This is a genomic window from Roseateles amylovorans, assembly GCF_025398155.2.
Taxonomy (GTDB): domain Bacteria; phylum Pseudomonadota; class Gammaproteobacteria; order Burkholderiales; family Burkholderiaceae_C; genus Roseateles; species Roseateles amylovorans.
On record NZ_CP104562.2, the window covers coordinates 4,501,894 to 4,516,677 of the forward strand.

The following is a 14,784-nucleotide window of genomic DNA, read 5'->3' on the forward strand; positions in this document are numbered from 1 at the left end:
CCACAACGCGGACCGGATCAGAACAGCGACTGCTGCCCCACCACCTTCGACGGCCGGCGGAACTCGCTGAAGTCGAACTCATGCCGCTGCCGGCCCAAGCCCAGCCGCTGGGTCGCCTTGCGCATGCGCTGCTGCAGCAGTTCGGCCCAGATGCCCTCACCGGTGAAGCGCGAGCCGAAACGCGGGTCGTTGTCCTTGCCGCCACGCATGTCGTGCAGCCGGGCCATGATGCGAGCCGCTTTGGCGGGCTCATGCTGGGCCAACCAGTCCTTGAACAGCGGAGCCACCTCCCACGGCAGGCGCAGCGGGATGCTGAAGGCGCGCGTCGCGCCGGCTTCTGCGGCAGCTTCGAGAATGCGTTCGAGCTCGGGTTCGTTGAGGAACGGGATGATGGGCGAGACGCTCACGCCGACCGGCACACCGGCCTCCGCCAGGGTGCGGATGGTCCGCAGACGCCGCTGCGGTGAGGCCGCCCGCGGCTCGAGCCGACGGGACAGTTCCGGATCGAGCGAGGTCACCGACAGATAGACCGAGACCTGATGGCGCTGCGCCATCGGCACGATCAGATCCAGGTCGCGCTCCACGCCACTGGATTTGGTGACCAGCGAGAACGGATGCCGGGCCTCGGTCAACACTTCCACCACCGCGCGGGTGATGCCGAGCTTGCGCTCGATCGGCTGGTAGGCGTCGGTGGCGGTGCCCAGCACCAGATAGCTCGGTTGGTAGGCCGGTGAGGCCAGCGTTTCGCGCAGCCGCTCGGCCGCATTCACCTTGGCGATGATGCGGGTCTCGAAATCCAGCCCGGGCGACATGTTGAGGTAGCTGTGGGTCGGCCGGGCGAAGCAGTAGATGCAGCCATGCTCGCAGCCCCGATACGGATTGATCGAAAAGTCAAAACCGATGTCGGGCGACTGGTTGCCGCTGACGATGCGCTTGGCCTGTTCCTCGATGATCTCCGTCTGCGGCGGGAGATGCTGCTCGCTGGCCTGCTGGTCCAGCGTGCCCCAGCCGTCGTCGTATTGCTCGCGTTCCTGGGTATCGAATCGGTGAGGAATGGCCCATGCGCTGCCGCGCCCCTTGAGGGCCTCAGCCTGAAGGTACAGCGGGGAGGTGGCAATGCGGGTGTCGCGAGGCATGCTGTGAATTTATACAGCATTGCATCGAACCGCCAGTGCTTTTTGCGCGCGCCGATCTGCCAGTGCGGTGCGCGGGACGTCGGAACAGAGATCCGCCGTCTGGAGCACCGCTCATTGGCGCCTCCGCAGAGGCAGATAACCGCAGTCACACGGCTGCAGCAGCAGCTGCGTATGCGTATGCGTATGCGGCTGCAGCTGCAGCTGCGGGCTGTGGCAGCCGACGCGGATCAGTACTCGTCGCCGCCCGGGCTGACGTAGCCGGGTGCGAGGTTTTCGAACTTGGTGTTGTGCCGCGCGAAGGCCAGCTTCACCGTGCCTACCGGGCCGTTACGCTGCTTGGCGATGATGATCTCCGCCACACCCGGCTCCTTGCACTCGTCCTTGGTGTAGTACTCGTCACGGTAGATGAACATGATGATGTCCGCATCCTGTTCGATGGCACCGGACTCGCGCAGGTCGGACATCATCGGGCGCTTGTCCGGACGGGTTTCGACCGAGCGGTTGAGCTGCGACAGCGCAATCACCGGGCAGCGCAGCTCCTTGGCCAGCGCCTTCAATCCGCGGGAAATTTCGCCCACGACGGTCGCGCGGTTCTCTTCGCTGCCACCGCCGTTGCCGCTCATCAGCTGCAGGTAGTCGATGATGATCAGCCCGATCTGGCCCGAAATGCGCGCCTGCCGCCGCGCCCGCGCCCGCACTTCGCTGGGGGACAGGCCGGGACTCTCGTCGATGTAGATCGGCGCATTGCCGAGCTTGTCCACCGCTTCGGCCAGGCGGCCCCATTCATCGTCCTTGAGGCGCCCCGTGCGCAGGTTGCTCTGATCGATGCGACCGATCGAGCCGACCATCCGCAACGCCAGCTGCGCCGCGCCCATTTCCATCGAGTAGATGATGACCGGCAGGCCTTCATTGATCGCCACCGCTTCGCCGATGTTGATCGCGAAGGCGGTCTTGCCCATGGACGGGCGGGCGGCCAGGATGATCAGGTCACCGCGCTGCAGGCCGGCGGTCATGCGGTCCAGGTCGTAGAAGCCGGTGCGCACGCCGGTGACGTCCTCGGCGCCCTGCTCCGCCAGTTCGTTGACCCGGTCCATCAGCTCGACCATCAGGCGGTCCATGCTCTGGAAGCCCTGGCCACCGCGCGAGCCCTCTTCGTTGATCCGGAAGATCTTGCCTTCGGCTTCGTCCAGGATCTCGTTGACCGCACGACCCTGCGGGTTCAGCGCGGCAGTGGCGATTTCGTCGGAGGTGGAGACCAGCTTGCGCAGGATCGCGCGCTCATGAACGATTTCCGCATAGCGGCGAAGGTTGGCGGCACTTGGCACGCCCTGCGCCAACGCGTTCAGGTAGGCCAGCCCGCCGCACTCCTCGGCCTTGCCGACCGAGGTCAGCTCTTCGAACACGGTCACCACGTCCGCCGGCTTGCCGGAGTTGATCAGTTTGCCGATCGAGGCGTAGATCTGCTTGTGCTCGTAACGATAGAAGTCGGTGTCGCTGAGGGTGTCGGCCGCTTTGTCCCAGGCGGTGTTGTCGATCAGCAGGCCGCCCAGCACGCTTTGCTCGGCCTCGGTCGAGTGCGGCGGCACGCGCAGGCGGGCCACCTCATCGTCACCGGCGCCGGAACCGGAGGGCGTGGCGGAGAGGATCGCTGACATGTGGACAACTCTGTGGGAAAGCGTTGGAAAAGCTCTGGATGGGGCGGGACATCAGGTGGACAACTCCGCCCCCCAGAAAGCCGAAAGCCGACCGCTTCGCAGCAGTCGGCTTTCTTCATCTTGCCCCATCTTGCCGCCTCGAACGAGACGGCGTGGTGGGGGTATGCCCCAGGAGCGCTGCAGAGCGCCCGCGGGGCTGTCGAGTCTTACTCGGCTTCGGCGACGACCTGGATCGTCACGTCGACCACCACATCGGTGTGGGGGGCGACCGACACGGTGAACTCACCGACAGTCTTCAGCGGGCCGTTGGGCAGACGCACTTGCGACTTGGCGATGGCGTGGCCAGCCTTGGTCAGCGCCTCAGCGATGTCGGCATTGGTCACCGAACCGAACAGACGACCGTCAACGCCGGCCTTCTGGCTGATGGTGACGGACTTGCCGGCCAGCTTCTCGCCCAGGGCTTGGGCGGTGGCCAGCTTCTCAGCGGCGACCTTTTCCAGTTCGGCGCGCTTGGCTTCGAATTCCTTGATCGCCGATTCCGTCGCACGACGGGCTTGGCGGGTGGGGATCAGGAAGTTGCGGGCGTAGCCGTCCTTGACCTTGACGACGTCGCCGAGGTTGCCGAGGTTGGCCACCTTTTCAAGCAGGATCACTTGCATGGTGTTCTCCTCAGACCTTGTGCTGGTCGCTGTACGGCAGCAGAGCCAGGTAGCGGGCGCGCTTGATGCACACCGACAGCTGACGCTGGAAGAACGCGCGCGTGCCGGTCAGGCGTGCGGGAACGATCTTGCCGTTTTCGCTGACGAAGTCGCGCAGCGTGTCCACGTCCTTGTAGTCGATCTGCTCGACACCGGCGACGGTGAAGCGGCAGAAACGCTTGCGGCGGAACAGCAGCGATTGTTGGTTGCGCTTGGGCTTGCGGTCCTTGGAGAACCGACCTTTACCACGTGGCGGGGGCATAGTTGACCTCTTTACGAATCTATCCAGATAAAACGATGTGCGCGAATCTCTTGCGAAGCGTGCCGTTCAGCCACTTCTAACCCTCTAACCCTGCGTCACAGTGAGTCACCGTGCTTCTCTCCGGACCGGAGCGCCGACCGGTGGGTCAGTGCTCGATGCCGGTGATGTGAAACACCGTGCCGCGACCTTGTCGTTGCGCTGACAAAAACCCGGTGAACACCGCGTTTTGGGTCAGGCTCATCGACTGCAGCCGCTTGACGATCTCACCGATCGCCACCGCCTTGATTTCCAGGACTACCTTGCGGCGGGTCCCGGCTTCATCGGCCTGGGATTCATGCCGGAGCATGAGGTCCAGCGCGGGAAGGCCGGCGGGGGTGTAGCGGATCGCCGCCAGTTCCAGAATCTGTGCCTGCAGGACCAGTTGGTTCATGCGGGCGGTCGCTCCTGGAATCGTTGTTCAGCGAATGGGTTGAACGAGAACTTCAGACTCGCGCCTGCCAGCTCAGGCGGACGCTTCTTGGGGAGCCTTGCGGGCTTCTTCGCGCTCGACAGCCTTCATCATCACGGACGGGGCGGTTTCAGCCTTGTCCTTGGCGACGGTCAGGTGACGCAGCACGGCGTCATTGAAGCGGAAGCCGGTTTCGAGCTCGACCAGGATTTCCTTGGAGCACTCGATGTTCAGGCACAGGTAATGCGCCTTGGCCAGCTTCTGGATCATGTAGGCCAGTTGACGGCGGCCCCAATCTTCCACGCGGTGCACCTTGCCACCACCGTTGGTGACCAGGCCCTTGTAGCGTTCCAGCATGGCCGGAACTTGTTCGCTTTGATCCGGATGGATCAGCAGAACGATCTCGTAGTGACGCATACACACTCCTTGTGGGTTTCAACGATCGTCGGGAAGAGTTCCCTGCCGACCTGAAAGCCGAACCCCAGCGTCAAGTCGTGGGTCCGGCAAGGGAAGCCCGCGATTCTAGTGGATTCGTGCAGTTGCCGTCCAGCAAAGCTGCAGAAGACGGTCACGGACGTGCCGAATCGCCGCTCGACCACGCCGTCAGCCGCTCATGCAGCCGCTCATGCAACCGCTCATGCAGCCGCCCCTTCCGTCCCCTCTTCAGCCACGCGTTCATCCGCGTCATTCAGCGGGCCCGCGTTCAACCCGGCCGCACCACTTGCGCCTGCACCGCACGTGCAGCCACCGACGGCGGTGGCGTCATGAGACTCACGATCACCAGCGTGACCACCCCGGCCGGCACGCCGAAGAGGGCGGCGGACACCGGCTGGATGCCCCACCAGAGTTGCGGCTCGCCGGGCAGCCCGATCGCCTGACGCAACCCGGGATGCGCGGTGATCATGTAGTACAGCGTGACGCCCAATCCCACCAACATCGCGGCCCCTGCCCCCTGCTTGTTGGCTCGTGGCCAGAAGATGCCGCCCACCAGCACCGGCACCAGGCTGGCGCCGGCGAGCGAGAACGCCGCCGACACCAGCAGCAGGATGTCCGCAGGCTTCTGTGCCGCCACTGCCGCAGCGGTCAACGCAGTGGCCAGCAACAGCGCCTTGGACACCATCACCCGCTGCGTCATGCTGGCCCGAGGGTTGATGACGCGGTAGTAGATGTCATGGGAAAGTGCGCTGGAGATGGTCAACAGCAGCCCGTCCGCCGTCGACAGCGCGGCGGCCAGGGCCCCGGCAGCCACCATCGCCGCCAGCACATAGGGCAGGCCCGCCAGCTCGGGCGTGAGCAGCATGACCACGTCGCCGCCCAATCGAAGTTCGCCGAGCTGCAACAGGCCGTCATGGTTGATGTCCTGGATGCTGAGCAGCCCCGGATCCACCCGCATCCACTGCCGCACCCAGCTTGGCAGCTCCGCGATCGGCATGCCCACCAGGTGATTGAACACCTCGTACTTCAACAGCACCGCCAGCGCCGGCGCGCTGAGATAGAGCAGCGCAATGAAGAACAGCGACCAGGCCACCGAGGTGCGGGCCTCGGCCACGCTGGGGGTCGTGTAGTAGCGGGTGAGGATGTGCGGCAGGCCGGCGGTGCCCACCATCAGCACGAACACCAGCGCCAGAAAATTGCGCCGCGACAGATCGAAGGCCTCGCGCTCCTGGGGCGTTCCTGCCGGATCACCGGCGAAAGGCCGGGCATGCGGCGGCATCCCGGCCAAGGGCTCGGAACGCTGATGCTGCTGACGGGCGGCGCGTAGCCACTGCTCACGGGCTTCGACCTCGGTGCGCGGCAGGCTTGCCCGCTGCTTCTCCGCCGCCTGGATCTGCGCCAGCGGTGCGTCCTCCGACTTGAGCTGCGCGATGTGCTGGGAGGCGCGTTGCCGCTCCAGATCCAGTGACTGGGGCAGCTCCGCCACCAGGCGTTCGTAGTCTCGCGCACGCTGTTCATGCAGGGCCATCACCTGGCGCTCGGCGGGATCCTGCAGCAGGACCTGCTCGCGCGCGGTGATCTGATGCAGTTGCCGACCCGCCGTCAACTGCGGCAGCGGCCAGCCGGTCTGCTGCATCGACAACCACATCACCGGCAGCACGTAGGCCAGGATCATGATGATGTATTGCGCCACCTGGGTCCAGGTGACCGCCCGCATCCCGCCCAGGAACGAGCACACCAGCACGCCGCCGAGTCCGACGAACACGCCGATCTCGAAGGTGAGCCCGGTCAACCGCGTGGTGATCAGGCCGATCGCATAGATCTGGGCGACCACATAGATGAACGACACCAGCACGGCGGCGGCGGCACCCATGACGCGCAGGCCACGGCTGTCGAAGCGCTCGCCGAGAAAGTCCGGCACGGTGAACTGACCGAAGCGACGCAGATAGGGCGCCAGCAACAGGGCCACGAGACAGAAGCCGCCGGTCCATCCCAATATGAACGCCAGACCGCCGTAGCCGGCCAGGTAGAGGCTGCCCGCCATGCCGAGGAAGGACGCGGCGCTCATCCAGTCTGCCCCGGCGGCCATGCCGTTGTAGAACGCCGGCACGCGCCGCCCCGCGACGTAGTACTCGACCGGATCCGTCGTTCGACTGAACACACCGATGCAGGCATAGACCAGCACTGTCAGCAGCAGGAACGAGAAGCCCAGCCATTGCTTGGACATGCCCCAGCGCTCCAGCACGCCCAGCACCACGACCAGCAGCACGAAGCCCACGGTGTAGGCCGCGTAGTTGCGGTTCAAACGATGTCGAAAGGCTGCATCAGGGGTTTGGGACATGGCGGCTGATCATCCACCGGCCAAGCTCGGCTGCGCATCCCGATCTTCCCCGGTAGTACGCGCAAGCCCCCCCGCCCCAACGAGCGCAGCCGCAGAGACCGTCGACCACGCGGGCTCAGACGCTGCGCATTCGCCCTCGTGGCCGACGGTCTCTCCGGCTCGAACCACCGAGGTTGGCCCCAAGCGCACGGCGCCCTTCGACAGACAGGCCACGCCACCCCACGTGCGATGCCTCGCCCCTCAAAAGCCTCGGTCCCTACACCCCTCAGTCCTCCGTGGTTCGAGGACGGGAGGGCTTGGGGTTTTGGCCCTGCCAAGGCCCCATGCCCTCGCGGCCCAACGCGCTGAACGGCGCAGGTAGGCGGCCTCTCTCGCCGCTCGAAAGACCCCCAACGAGCGGCAGCCGCAGAGACCGTTGACCACGCTGGCTCAGACGCTGCGCATTCGCCCTCATGGCCGACGGTCTCTCCGGCTCGACTCACCGAGCATTGCCCACAAAGCAAAAGACCGCTCCATGCAGACACATGGAGCGGTCTCATCAAGAAGCCAGACGGCCTTCGCTCAGGCTGTCAGCAATGCAGCGGTGGACTGCAACAGAAGGCGCAAGCGTCGATCAGCGCTTGGCCAGACGTTGCCAAGTCTCGATCACCGAGTCCGGGTTCAACGAGATGGACACGATGCCTTCACCAGCCAACCAGTCGGCAAAGTCGGGATGGTCGCTGGGGCCTTGGCCGCAGATGCCGACGTACTTGCCGGTGGCGCGGCAGGCGGCGATGGCACGCGAGATCAATGCCTTGACCGCCGGGTCGCGTTCGTCGAAGTCGCCGGACAGCAGTTCCAGGCCGGAGTCGCGATCCAGGCCCAGGGTGAGCTGGGTCAGGTCGTTGGAGCCGATCGACATGCCGTCGAAATGTTCCAGGAACTGTTCCGCCAGGATCGCATTGCTCGGCACCTCGCACATCATGATGACGCGCAGGCCGTCCTGTCCCCCCGCTGCCGCGCGCTTGAGTCCGCGCTCGGCCAGCATGGCCACGACCTTCTCGGCTTGGCGCACGGTGCGCACGAAGGGCACCATGATCTCGACGTTGGTCAGCCCCATGTCATTGCGCACGCGCTTGAGCGCCTCGCATTCCATGGCGAAAGCGTCGGAGAACTCACCGCTGATGTAGCGCGACGCACCGCGGAAGCCCAGCATCGGATTCTCTTCGTCCGGCTCGTAGCGCGAGCCGCCGATCAGCTTGCGGTACTCGTTGCTCTTGAAGTCGGACAGTCGAACGATGACCGGCTGCGGCCAGAAGGCGGCGGCGATGGTGGCGATGCCTTCCGCGAGCTTGTCGACATAGAAGGCGCGCGGCGACGCATGGCCGCGGGCCACCGATTCGACCGCCTTCTTCAGATCGGTGTCGACATTCGGATAGTCGAGGATGGCCTTCGGATGGACGCCGATGTTGTTGTTGATGATGAATTCGAGCCGCGCCAGGCCCACGCCGTTGTTGGGCATCTGCGCGAAGTTGAAGGCCAGCTGCGGATTGCCGACGTTCATCATGATCTTCACCTGGCAGTAAGGCATCTCGCCGCGATGCACTTCGCTGACCTCGGTTTCCAGCAGGCCGTCGTAGATGTAGCCGGTGTCGCCCTCGGAACAGACCACCGTCACCAGTTGGCCGTCCTTGAGCTTGTCGGTCGCATCGCCGCAGCCGACGACCGCGGGGATGCCCAGTTCACGCGCGATGATGGCCGCGTGGCAGGTGCGGCCACCACGGTTGGTGACGATGGCGCTGGCGCGCTTCATCACTGGCTCCCAGTTGGGATCGGTCATGTCGGTGACCAACACATCGCCAGGCTGCACCCGCTCCATTTCCGCCACGCTGTCGACCAGCCGGACCGGACCGGTTCCGATCTTCTGACCGATCGCACGGCCTTCGGCCAGCACCGTGCCCTGGCCCTTCAGCTTGAAGCGTTGCTCGACCTGGCCTTCGGCCTGGCTCTTCACCGTTTCCGGGCGAGCCTGCAGGATGTAGAGCAGGCCGTCGTTGCCGTCCTTGCCCCATTCGATGTCCATCGGGCGGCCGTAATGCTGCTCGATGATCATGGCGTACCGCGCCAGCTGGATGACATCGTCATCGTTGAGCGAGTAGCGGTTGCGCTGCTCGACCTCGACATCCACCGTCTTCACCAGCTTGCCGGAAGCCGCCTTCTCTTCCGGGGTCGCGAAGGTCATCTGGATCAGCTTGGATCCCAGGTTGCGGCGGATCAGCGCGAACTTCTCGCGTTGCAGCGCCGGCTTGTGGACATAGAACTCGTCCGGGTTGACCGCGCCCTGCACCACCGTCTCGCCCAAGCCGTAGCTGGAGGTGATGAACACCACATCCTTGAAGCCCGATTCGGTGTCGATGGTGAACATCACGCCGGCCGCGCCGAGGTCGGAACGCACCATGCGCTGCACGCCGGCGGAGAGCGCGACGTCGCTGTGGGCGAAGCCCTTGTGCACCCGGTAGCTGATCGCACGGTCGTTGTAGAGCGACGCGAACACTTCCTTCATCTTGTGCAGCACGTCCTCGATGCCGACGACGTTGAGGAAGGTCTCCTGCTGACCGGCGAACGACGCGTCCGGCAGGTCTTCCGCCGTGGCGGAGGAGCGCACCGCAAAGGACGCCTCCGGATTGCCTTCGGTCAGGCGGGCGAACTCGGCCCGGATCGCGGCCTCCAGATCGGCCGGGAAGGGTTGCGCTTCGAGCCAGCCGCGGATTTCCGCGCCGGCCTGCGCCAGCGCACGCACGTCATCGGTGTTGAGATCGGCCAGGCGCTTCTGGATGCGCGCATCCAGGCCCTCATGCTTGAGGAAGTTGCGGAAGGCATGGGCCGTGGTGGCGAAGCCGCCGGGCACGCGCACACCGGCATCGGCCAGCTGGGAAATCATCTCGCCGAGGGAGGCGTTCTTGCCGCCCACCGACTCGACGTCGGTCATCCTCAGTTTCTCGAAGGGTACAACCAGGGCGGTCGCCTCGAAGCGTGCATCAGACATGGGAAAACTCCGTGATGTTGGAAAACCGGGGCTCCTCGTCCGACGCCGTGGGCGACGCCGTTCGGCCTCTGCGCCAGGCCGCCTCCAGCGGCACGGCGGAGACGAACGGACATGACGGGCCGCGCGACAGATGTTGTCGATTCTTGTGGGCGTCGCGGCGGGGCGTTCATGATGGACAGGGGCAAACTGCGGCCGATTCTACGGGTTCACGCCTCTATGATGTAAACCCTGATTCGGGGACCGGCGGGGAGCCGAGAGGGCTGCGGCACGCCACGTGCCCGGACGTTGATCGGCGCCCGCCAACCGCCCCCAACAAGCCCCGCACCCGCCACGCTGCCTCCGGCCCACTGCGCCGCCCCACCCTTCCAAGGCCCGCCATGAACCAGCCCACCGCCCAGCACACCGTGTTCTTTGTCTCGGACGGTACCGGCATCACCGCCGAAACCTTCGGTAACTCGATCCTGGCCCAGTTCTCGGTCAAGGCCCGTCATGTCCGGCGCCCTTTCGTCGACAACGGCGAGAAGGCCAGGCAGCTGGTGCGCGAGATCAATGAGACCGGTCAGCGCGAAGGCCTGCGGCCCATCGTGTTCGCGACCCTGGTGAACCGGGAGGTGCTCAATGTGGTGCGCCAGGAGTGCCAGGGCCTGGTGCTGGACATGTTCGGCACCTTCATCGCCCCGCTGGAAGACGAGCTCAACATCAAGTCCAACCACCGGGTCGGTCGCTTCTCCGACATCGCCAAGAGCCAGGAATATCACGACCGCATCGAGGCCATCAATTACTCGCTGGCCCATGACGACGGTCAATCCGCCAAGAACCTGGACTCTGCGGATGTGATCCTGGTGGGCGTGAGCCGCTGCGGCAAGACGCCGACCTCGCTCTACCTGGCCATGCAGCACGGAATCAAGGCCGCCAACTATCCGCTGATTCCGGAAGACTTCGACCGCGGCGCCATGCCCTCGCTGCTGGTGCCGCACAAGAAGAAGTGCTTCGGCCTGACCATCGATCCCGAACGGTTGGCGCAGGTGCGCAACGAGCGCCGCCCGGGCAGCAAGTACGCCGACCTGATGAACTGCCACTACGAAGTCCGGGAAGCCGAGACGATGATGAAGAAGGCCGGCATCTCTTGGCTGTCGTCGACCCACAAGTCGATCGAGGAAATCGCCACCACCATCCTGCGGGACATCCGGCCGGATCGGCTGATGTATTGATGGTATTGATGGCCCGCCCCGAGCCGTCGCGGCGGTCGGGCGAGCGGATGGTGCACTCAACGGGCGGCGGGAAGCGGGAAGCGGGAAGCGGGAGGCGCATGGCGCACCACGCTTCACAGCGAGCGGCGGGGCACTCATCGCAAATGACGAACGGCACGAGGGCTGCGCCCTCGCCGGCCGGGCGGACGCTCAGCGCGCCCCGGCCAGGCGACGTCGCGCCGACTCGTACAGGCAGATCGATGCCGCGCTCGCCACGTTCAGCGATTCCTCGCCGCCCGGCTGCGGGATGCCGACACGCAGGGCACAGCGGCGCATCAGCGCCTCGGACACGCCCTGCCCTTCGTGGCCCAGCACCCAGGCACACGGCTGCGGCAGGTCCGCCTCATGCAGCAGGGCGTCCGCATGCGAGCTGGTCGCCAGCAAAGGCACCCGCAGCGCGGCCAGGTCGCTCTCCTGCAGACCCTCGATCAACCGCAGCCCGAAGTGCGCCCCCATGCCGGCGCGCAGCACCTTGGGCGACCACAAAGCCGCCGTGCCCTTGAGGGCCAGCACTTGGCGGAAGCCCAATGCTGCGGCACTGCGCAGGATCGTGCCGACATTGCCCGCATCCTGAAGCCGATCCAGCACGACGCTGTCGGCCAACGGATCGATCGTCGGCATCGACGGCAGACCCAGCTCAAAGCCGATCTGCGCCGGCGACTCCAGGCCGGACACCGTCTTGAACAGCGCGGCCGGCACCACCAGCACCCGCGGCGCCTGATCGGCGAGCGCGTGCAAGGCATCATCCTGCGCCGCCACATCGGTGATCAGCGCCAGCGCCGGGCGAAGGCCCCGCTGCACCGCCGCGCGCGCGAGGTGATCGCCCTCCAGCCAGACGCCGTCCAGCTTGCGATAGGCGCTGCCGTCCTGCGCCAGCTTGCGCAGCCGTTGCAGATGGGGGTTGTCACGCGAGGAAATAGGGAGCCAGCTCATCGACGCTCCGCCGGCACACGCTCGGCCGAGCGCTCACGCTTGGCGTTCTCGGTGGCCGCGACCAGGTCCGACAGGGTCGATCGCACCGGCGCGAAGCTCTGCCGATGCCAGGCGCTGGCGCCATGCAGCCGCAGCGCTTCCAGGTGCTCGCGCGTGCCGTAGCCCTTGTGGGTCGCAAAGCCGTATTGCGGATGCTGCTCATGCATCTGCACGCACAGCCGGTCGCGGTGCACTTTGGCCAGGATGGAGGCCGCCGAGATCGACGGCACCAGCGCATCGCCCTTGATGATGGCTTCCGCCGGCACGCGCAGCACCGGCAGCCGATTGCCGTCCACCTGCACCTTGCCAGGCTTGAGCCGCAGGCCTTCGACCGCTCGACGCATCGCCAGCATCGTGGCTTGCAGAATGTTGATGCGGTCGATCTCCTCGACGGTGGCTTCGGCGATGCAGAAGCACAGCGCCTTGGCGCGGATCTCTTCGAAGAGATGGTCGCGCTTCTTCTCGCTGAGCACCTTTGAATCGTTGAGCCCGACGATGGGCTGAAGTTCATCCAGGATCACCGCAGCGGCCACGACGGGTCCGGCCAGCGGCCCGCGGCCCGCCTCGTCCACACCGGCCAGCAGGCCTTCGCGGTCCCAGGCGAGACCGAGTTGCTCAGGCGCCAAGGATTTGCGCGATCGCATCGCCGGCCCTTTGCGCGGTATTGCAGCGCAGCGTGTGGTGAATCTCGAGAAAGCGCTGCTGAACGCGCGCACGACGCGGCGCATCATCCAGCCAAGCCAGACCCTCGGCAGCGATCTTCTCGCCAGTGCAGTCGTCCTGCAAGCATTCCGGCACCAGGGACTCGCCGGCCAGCACATTCGGCAGCCCGACCCACGGCATCAGCGCCTTGCCCTTCATGCGCCAGGCATTGAACCAGTGCAGCTTGTAGGCGATGACCATCGGCCGCTTGTACAGCGCCGCTTCCAGCGTGGCGGTGCCGCTGGCGACCAGGGTCAGGTCGCAGGCGGCCAGGGCGTCCTGGGCTCGGCCGTCCAGCAGCGTGAGCGGCAGCCCGTGTCCGTGTTCTCGCACCAGCGCTTCGGCCATCGGACGCAGACCCGGGGCGACCGGGATCACGAAACGCAGCCCCGGACGCGCACGCCGCATCCGCTGCGCCGCATCCAGAAGCGCCGGGCCGATGTAGGTCAGTTCACTGCGACGACTGCCGGGCAGCAGCGCAATCACGGTGTCGTCGTCACCCAGGTCCAGCGCGCGCCGGGCTTCGGCACGGGGAGGCTCCAGCGGGATCTGGTCGGCCAGCGGATGGCCGACATAGGTGGCGGCAATGCCATGCTGGTGCAGCAGGGCGGGCTCGAAGGGGAACAGGCACAAGACATGGTCAGCGCTGCGCCGGATGGTGTGCACACGCTCGGCACGCCATGCCCAGATCGACGGGCAGACGAAATGGACCGTCTTGATGCCGGCCTCGCGCAGCCGTTGTTCCAGTCCGAAATTGAAGTCCGGCGCGTCCACGCCGACAAACACCGACGGGCGCTCCTGCAGCAAGCGATCGCCCAGTTGACGGCGAATCGACAGCAGCTCGCGAATGTTCTTGATGGCATCCCAGTAGCCGAAGATCGACAGCTTGTGGCTGGGCCACCAGGCGTCAAAGCCCTGGGTCTGCATGCGCGGGCCGCCAATGCCGGCGGAGGTCAGACCGGGCCAGCGGGCCTTCAGGCCCTGAAGCAGCAGGCTGGCCAGCAGGTCCCCGGAGGCCTCGCCGGCCACCAGGCCCAGACGAGGATCCGTGGTGGAGGTCATGTCAGCGCACGAGCCCGCGCTTGGCGGCCGCGAGGAAGTCCAGCATCAACTGGATGTCCGCCACCGTGGCGGCGTCCTGCTCGGCCTTGAGCGCGTCGATGGCCTGCACCGATTGCTCCAGTGTCAGCCCATCGCGGAACAGCAGCTTGTGGATCTGGCGGATCACGCCGATGCGCTCATTGCTGAAGCCGCGCCGGCGCAGGCCGGTCAGGTTGACCGCGCGTACCGACAGTGGATTGCCATCCACCGTCATGTAGGGCGCGACGTCCTGGGCCACATGACCCTGGAAACCGATCATCGCGTGCGCACCGACATGCACGAACTGATGCACGCCAGTCAGGCCGCCGATGGTGGCCCAATCGCCCACATGCACATGGCCGGCCAAGGTGGCATTGTTGGCCAGCACGCAGTGATCGCCGATCACCACGTCATGGGCCACATGCACATAGGCCATGATCCAGTTGTCCGAGCCGACCCGGGTGACCCCCTGCTCCTTGAAGGTGCCGGTGTTGAAGGTGCAGAACTCGCGAATGGTGTTGCGGTCGCCGATCACCAGCTCGGTCACTTCGCCGCCGTGGCTCATGTCCTGCGGCATCGCGCCGATGGAGGCGAACTGGAAGATGCGGTTGTCGCGGCCGATCGTGGTCTTGCCCTGGATCACGGTGTGCGGGCCGATGGTCGTGCCCGCTCCGATGCGGACCTCGGCGCCGATCACCGCATAGGGGCCGACCTCGACAGAATCATCGAGCTGCGCCTGCGGATCGATGAGGGCGGTGGGATGGATCTTGGCCATGTTCG

General features: G+C 65.8%; 13 protein-coding genes. 1 reads left to right on the forward strand and 12 read right to left on the reverse strand.

From position 1 onward, the window contains the following. Positions 1-17 precede the first annotated feature (17 nt). The 8 genes from N4261_RS18640 to ppsA form a co-directional block, all read right to left on the reverse strand. Positions 18-1,136, reverse strand: a complete 1,119-nt coding sequence (locus N4261_RS18640; RefSeq protein ID WP_261756771.1) for a PA0069 family radical SAM protein — start codon at positions 1,134-1,136, stop codon at positions 18-20. Between the two features lie 227 nt (positions 1,137-1,363). Then, the gene (dnaB, locus tag N4261_RS18645; RefSeq protein WP_261756772.1) at positions 1,364-2,791 is read right to left on the reverse strand and encodes a replicative DNA helicase; all 1,428 of its coding nucleotides are present in this window, start codon (positions 2,789-2,791) and stop codon (positions 1,364-1,366) included. Positions 2,792-2,997: 206 nt separating this feature from the next. Beyond that, positions 2,998-3,450, reverse strand: a complete 453-nt coding sequence (gene rplI / locus N4261_RS18650) for a 50S ribosomal protein L9 (protein ID WP_261756773.1) — start codon at positions 3,448-3,450, stop codon at positions 2,998-3,000. A 10-nt stretch (positions 3,451-3,460) separates the two neighbouring features. Beyond that, complete coding sequence (rpsR, locus tag N4261_RS18655; RefSeq protein ID WP_261756774.1) at positions 3,461-3,751, reverse strand: 30S ribosomal protein S18; 291 nt, start codon at positions 3,749-3,751, stop codon at positions 3,461-3,463. 145 nt (positions 3,752-3,896) lie between these two features. Beyond that, complete coding sequence (gene priB / locus N4261_RS18660; RefSeq protein ID WP_261756775.1) at positions 3,897-4,181, reverse strand: primosomal replication protein N; 285 nt, start codon at positions 4,179-4,181, stop codon at positions 3,897-3,899. Positions 4,182-4,253: 72 nt separating this feature from the next. Further along, complete coding sequence (rpsF, locus tag N4261_RS18665) at positions 4,254-4,616, reverse strand: 30S ribosomal protein S6 (protein ID WP_088382416.1); 363 nt, start codon at positions 4,614-4,616, stop codon at positions 4,254-4,256. 286 nt (positions 4,617-4,902) lie between these two features. After that, positions 4,903-6,975: a sodium:solute symporter family protein gene (locus tag N4261_RS18670; RefSeq protein ID WP_261756776.1), complete on the reverse strand. Its 2,073-nt coding sequence runs from the start codon at positions 6,973-6,975 to the stop codon at positions 4,903-4,905. A gap of 613 nt (positions 6,976-7,588) precedes the next feature. After that, the gene (ppsA, locus tag N4261_RS18675; protein ID WP_261756777.1) at positions 7,589-10,000 is read right to left on the reverse strand and encodes a phosphoenolpyruvate synthase; all 2,412 of its coding nucleotides are present in this window, start codon (positions 9,998-10,000) and stop codon (positions 7,589-7,591) included. 377 nt (positions 10,001-10,377) lie between these two features. Here ppsA and ppsR point away from each other — a divergent pair, with 377 nt between their 5' ends. After that, positions 10,378-11,211, forward strand: coding sequence for a posphoenolpyruvate synthetase regulatory kinase/phosphorylase PpsR (gene ppsR / locus N4261_RS18680; protein ID WP_261756778.1), 834 nt, complete (start codon positions 10,378-10,380; stop codon positions 11,209-11,211). A 189-nt stretch (positions 11,212-11,400) separates the two neighbouring features. Here ppsR and N4261_RS18685 read toward each other — a convergent pair whose 3' ends face one another. The 4 genes from N4261_RS18685 to lpxA are packed head-to-tail and all read right to left on the reverse strand — an operon-like array spanning position 11,401 to position 14,779. Next, a complete protein-coding gene (locus tag N4261_RS18685; RefSeq protein ID WP_261756779.1) occupies positions 11,401-12,183 on the reverse strand; it encodes a TrmH family RNA methyltransferase in 783 nt (260 codons plus the stop codon). Further along, positions 12,180-12,866, reverse strand: a complete 687-nt coding sequence (gene rnhB, locus N4261_RS18690) for a ribonuclease HII (protein WP_261756780.1) — start codon at positions 12,864-12,866, stop codon at positions 12,180-12,182. Before rnhB ends, N4261_RS18685 begins: the two co-directional genes overlap by 4 nt. After that, positions 12,838-13,986 (reverse strand): lipid-A-disaccharide synthase, encoded by a 1,149-nt coding sequence (gene lpxB / locus N4261_RS18695; RefSeq protein ID WP_261756781.1) that lies wholly within the window; start codon positions 13,984-13,986, stop codon positions 12,838-12,840. The genes rnhB and lpxB overlap by 29 nt, the downstream gene beginning before the upstream one ends. Before the next feature lies 1 nt (position 13,987). Beyond that, positions 13,988-14,779 carry an acyl-ACP--UDP-N-acetylglucosamine O-acyltransferase gene (lpxA, locus tag N4261_RS18700; RefSeq protein WP_261756782.1) on the reverse strand — a complete coding sequence of 264 codons (792 nt, stop codon included), beginning with the start codon at positions 14,777-14,779 and terminating at the stop codon, positions 13,988-13,990. Between the last annotated feature and the right edge of the window lie 5 nt (positions 14,780-14,784).

What these genes read in the sequence shown, in the direction of transcription:
- N4261_RS18640 (WP_261756771.1), bottom strand. Translation starts at nt 1,136, where the DNA reads ATGCCTCGCGACACCCGCATTGCCACCTCCCCGCTGTACCTTCAGGCT.
- dnaB (WP_261756772.1), bottom strand. Translation starts at nt 2,791, where the DNA reads ATGTCAGCGATCCTCTCCGCCACGCCCTCCGGTTCCGGCGCCGGTGAC.
- rplI (WP_261756773.1), bottom strand. Translation starts at nt 3,450, where the DNA reads ATGCAAGTGATCCTGCTTGAAAAGGTGGCCAACCTCGGCAACCTCGGC.
- rpsR (WP_261756774.1), bottom strand. Translation starts at nt 3,751, where the DNA reads ATGCCCCCGCCACGTGGTAAAGGTCGGTTCTCCAAGGACCGCAAGCCC.
- priB (WP_261756775.1), bottom strand. Translation starts at nt 4,181, where the DNA reads ATGAACCAACTGGTCCTGCAGGCACAGATTCTGGAACTGGCGGCGATC.
- rpsF (WP_088382416.1), bottom strand. Translation starts at nt 4,616, where the DNA reads ATGCGTCACTACGAGATCGTTCTGCTGATCCATCCGGATCAAAGCGAA.
- N4261_RS18670 (WP_261756776.1), bottom strand. Translation starts at nt 6,975, where the DNA reads ATGTCCCAAACCCCTGATGCAGCCTTTCGACATCGTTTGAACCGCAAC.
- ppsA (WP_261756777.1), bottom strand. Translation starts at nt 10,000, where the DNA reads ATGTCTGATGCACGCTTCGAGGCGACCGCCCTGGTTGTACCCTTCGAG.
- ppsR (WP_261756778.1), top strand. Translation starts at nt 10,378, where the DNA reads ATGAACCAGCCCACCGCCCAGCACACCGTGTTCTTTGTCTCGGACGGT.
- N4261_RS18685 (WP_261756779.1), bottom strand. Translation starts at nt 12,183, where the DNA reads ATGAGCTGGCTCCCTATTTCCTCGCGTGACAACCCCCATCTGCAACGG.
- rnhB (WP_261756780.1), bottom strand. Translation starts at nt 12,866, where the DNA reads ATGCGATCGCGCAAATCCTTGGCGCCTGAGCAACTCGGTCTCGCCTGG.
- lpxB (WP_261756781.1), bottom strand. Translation starts at nt 13,986, where the DNA reads ATGACCTCCACCACGGATCCTCGTCTGGGCCTGGTGGCCGGCGAGGCC.
- lpxA (WP_261756782.1), bottom strand. Translation starts at nt 14,779, where the DNA reads ATGGCCAAGATCCATCCCACCGCCCTCATCGATCCGCAGGCGCAGCTC.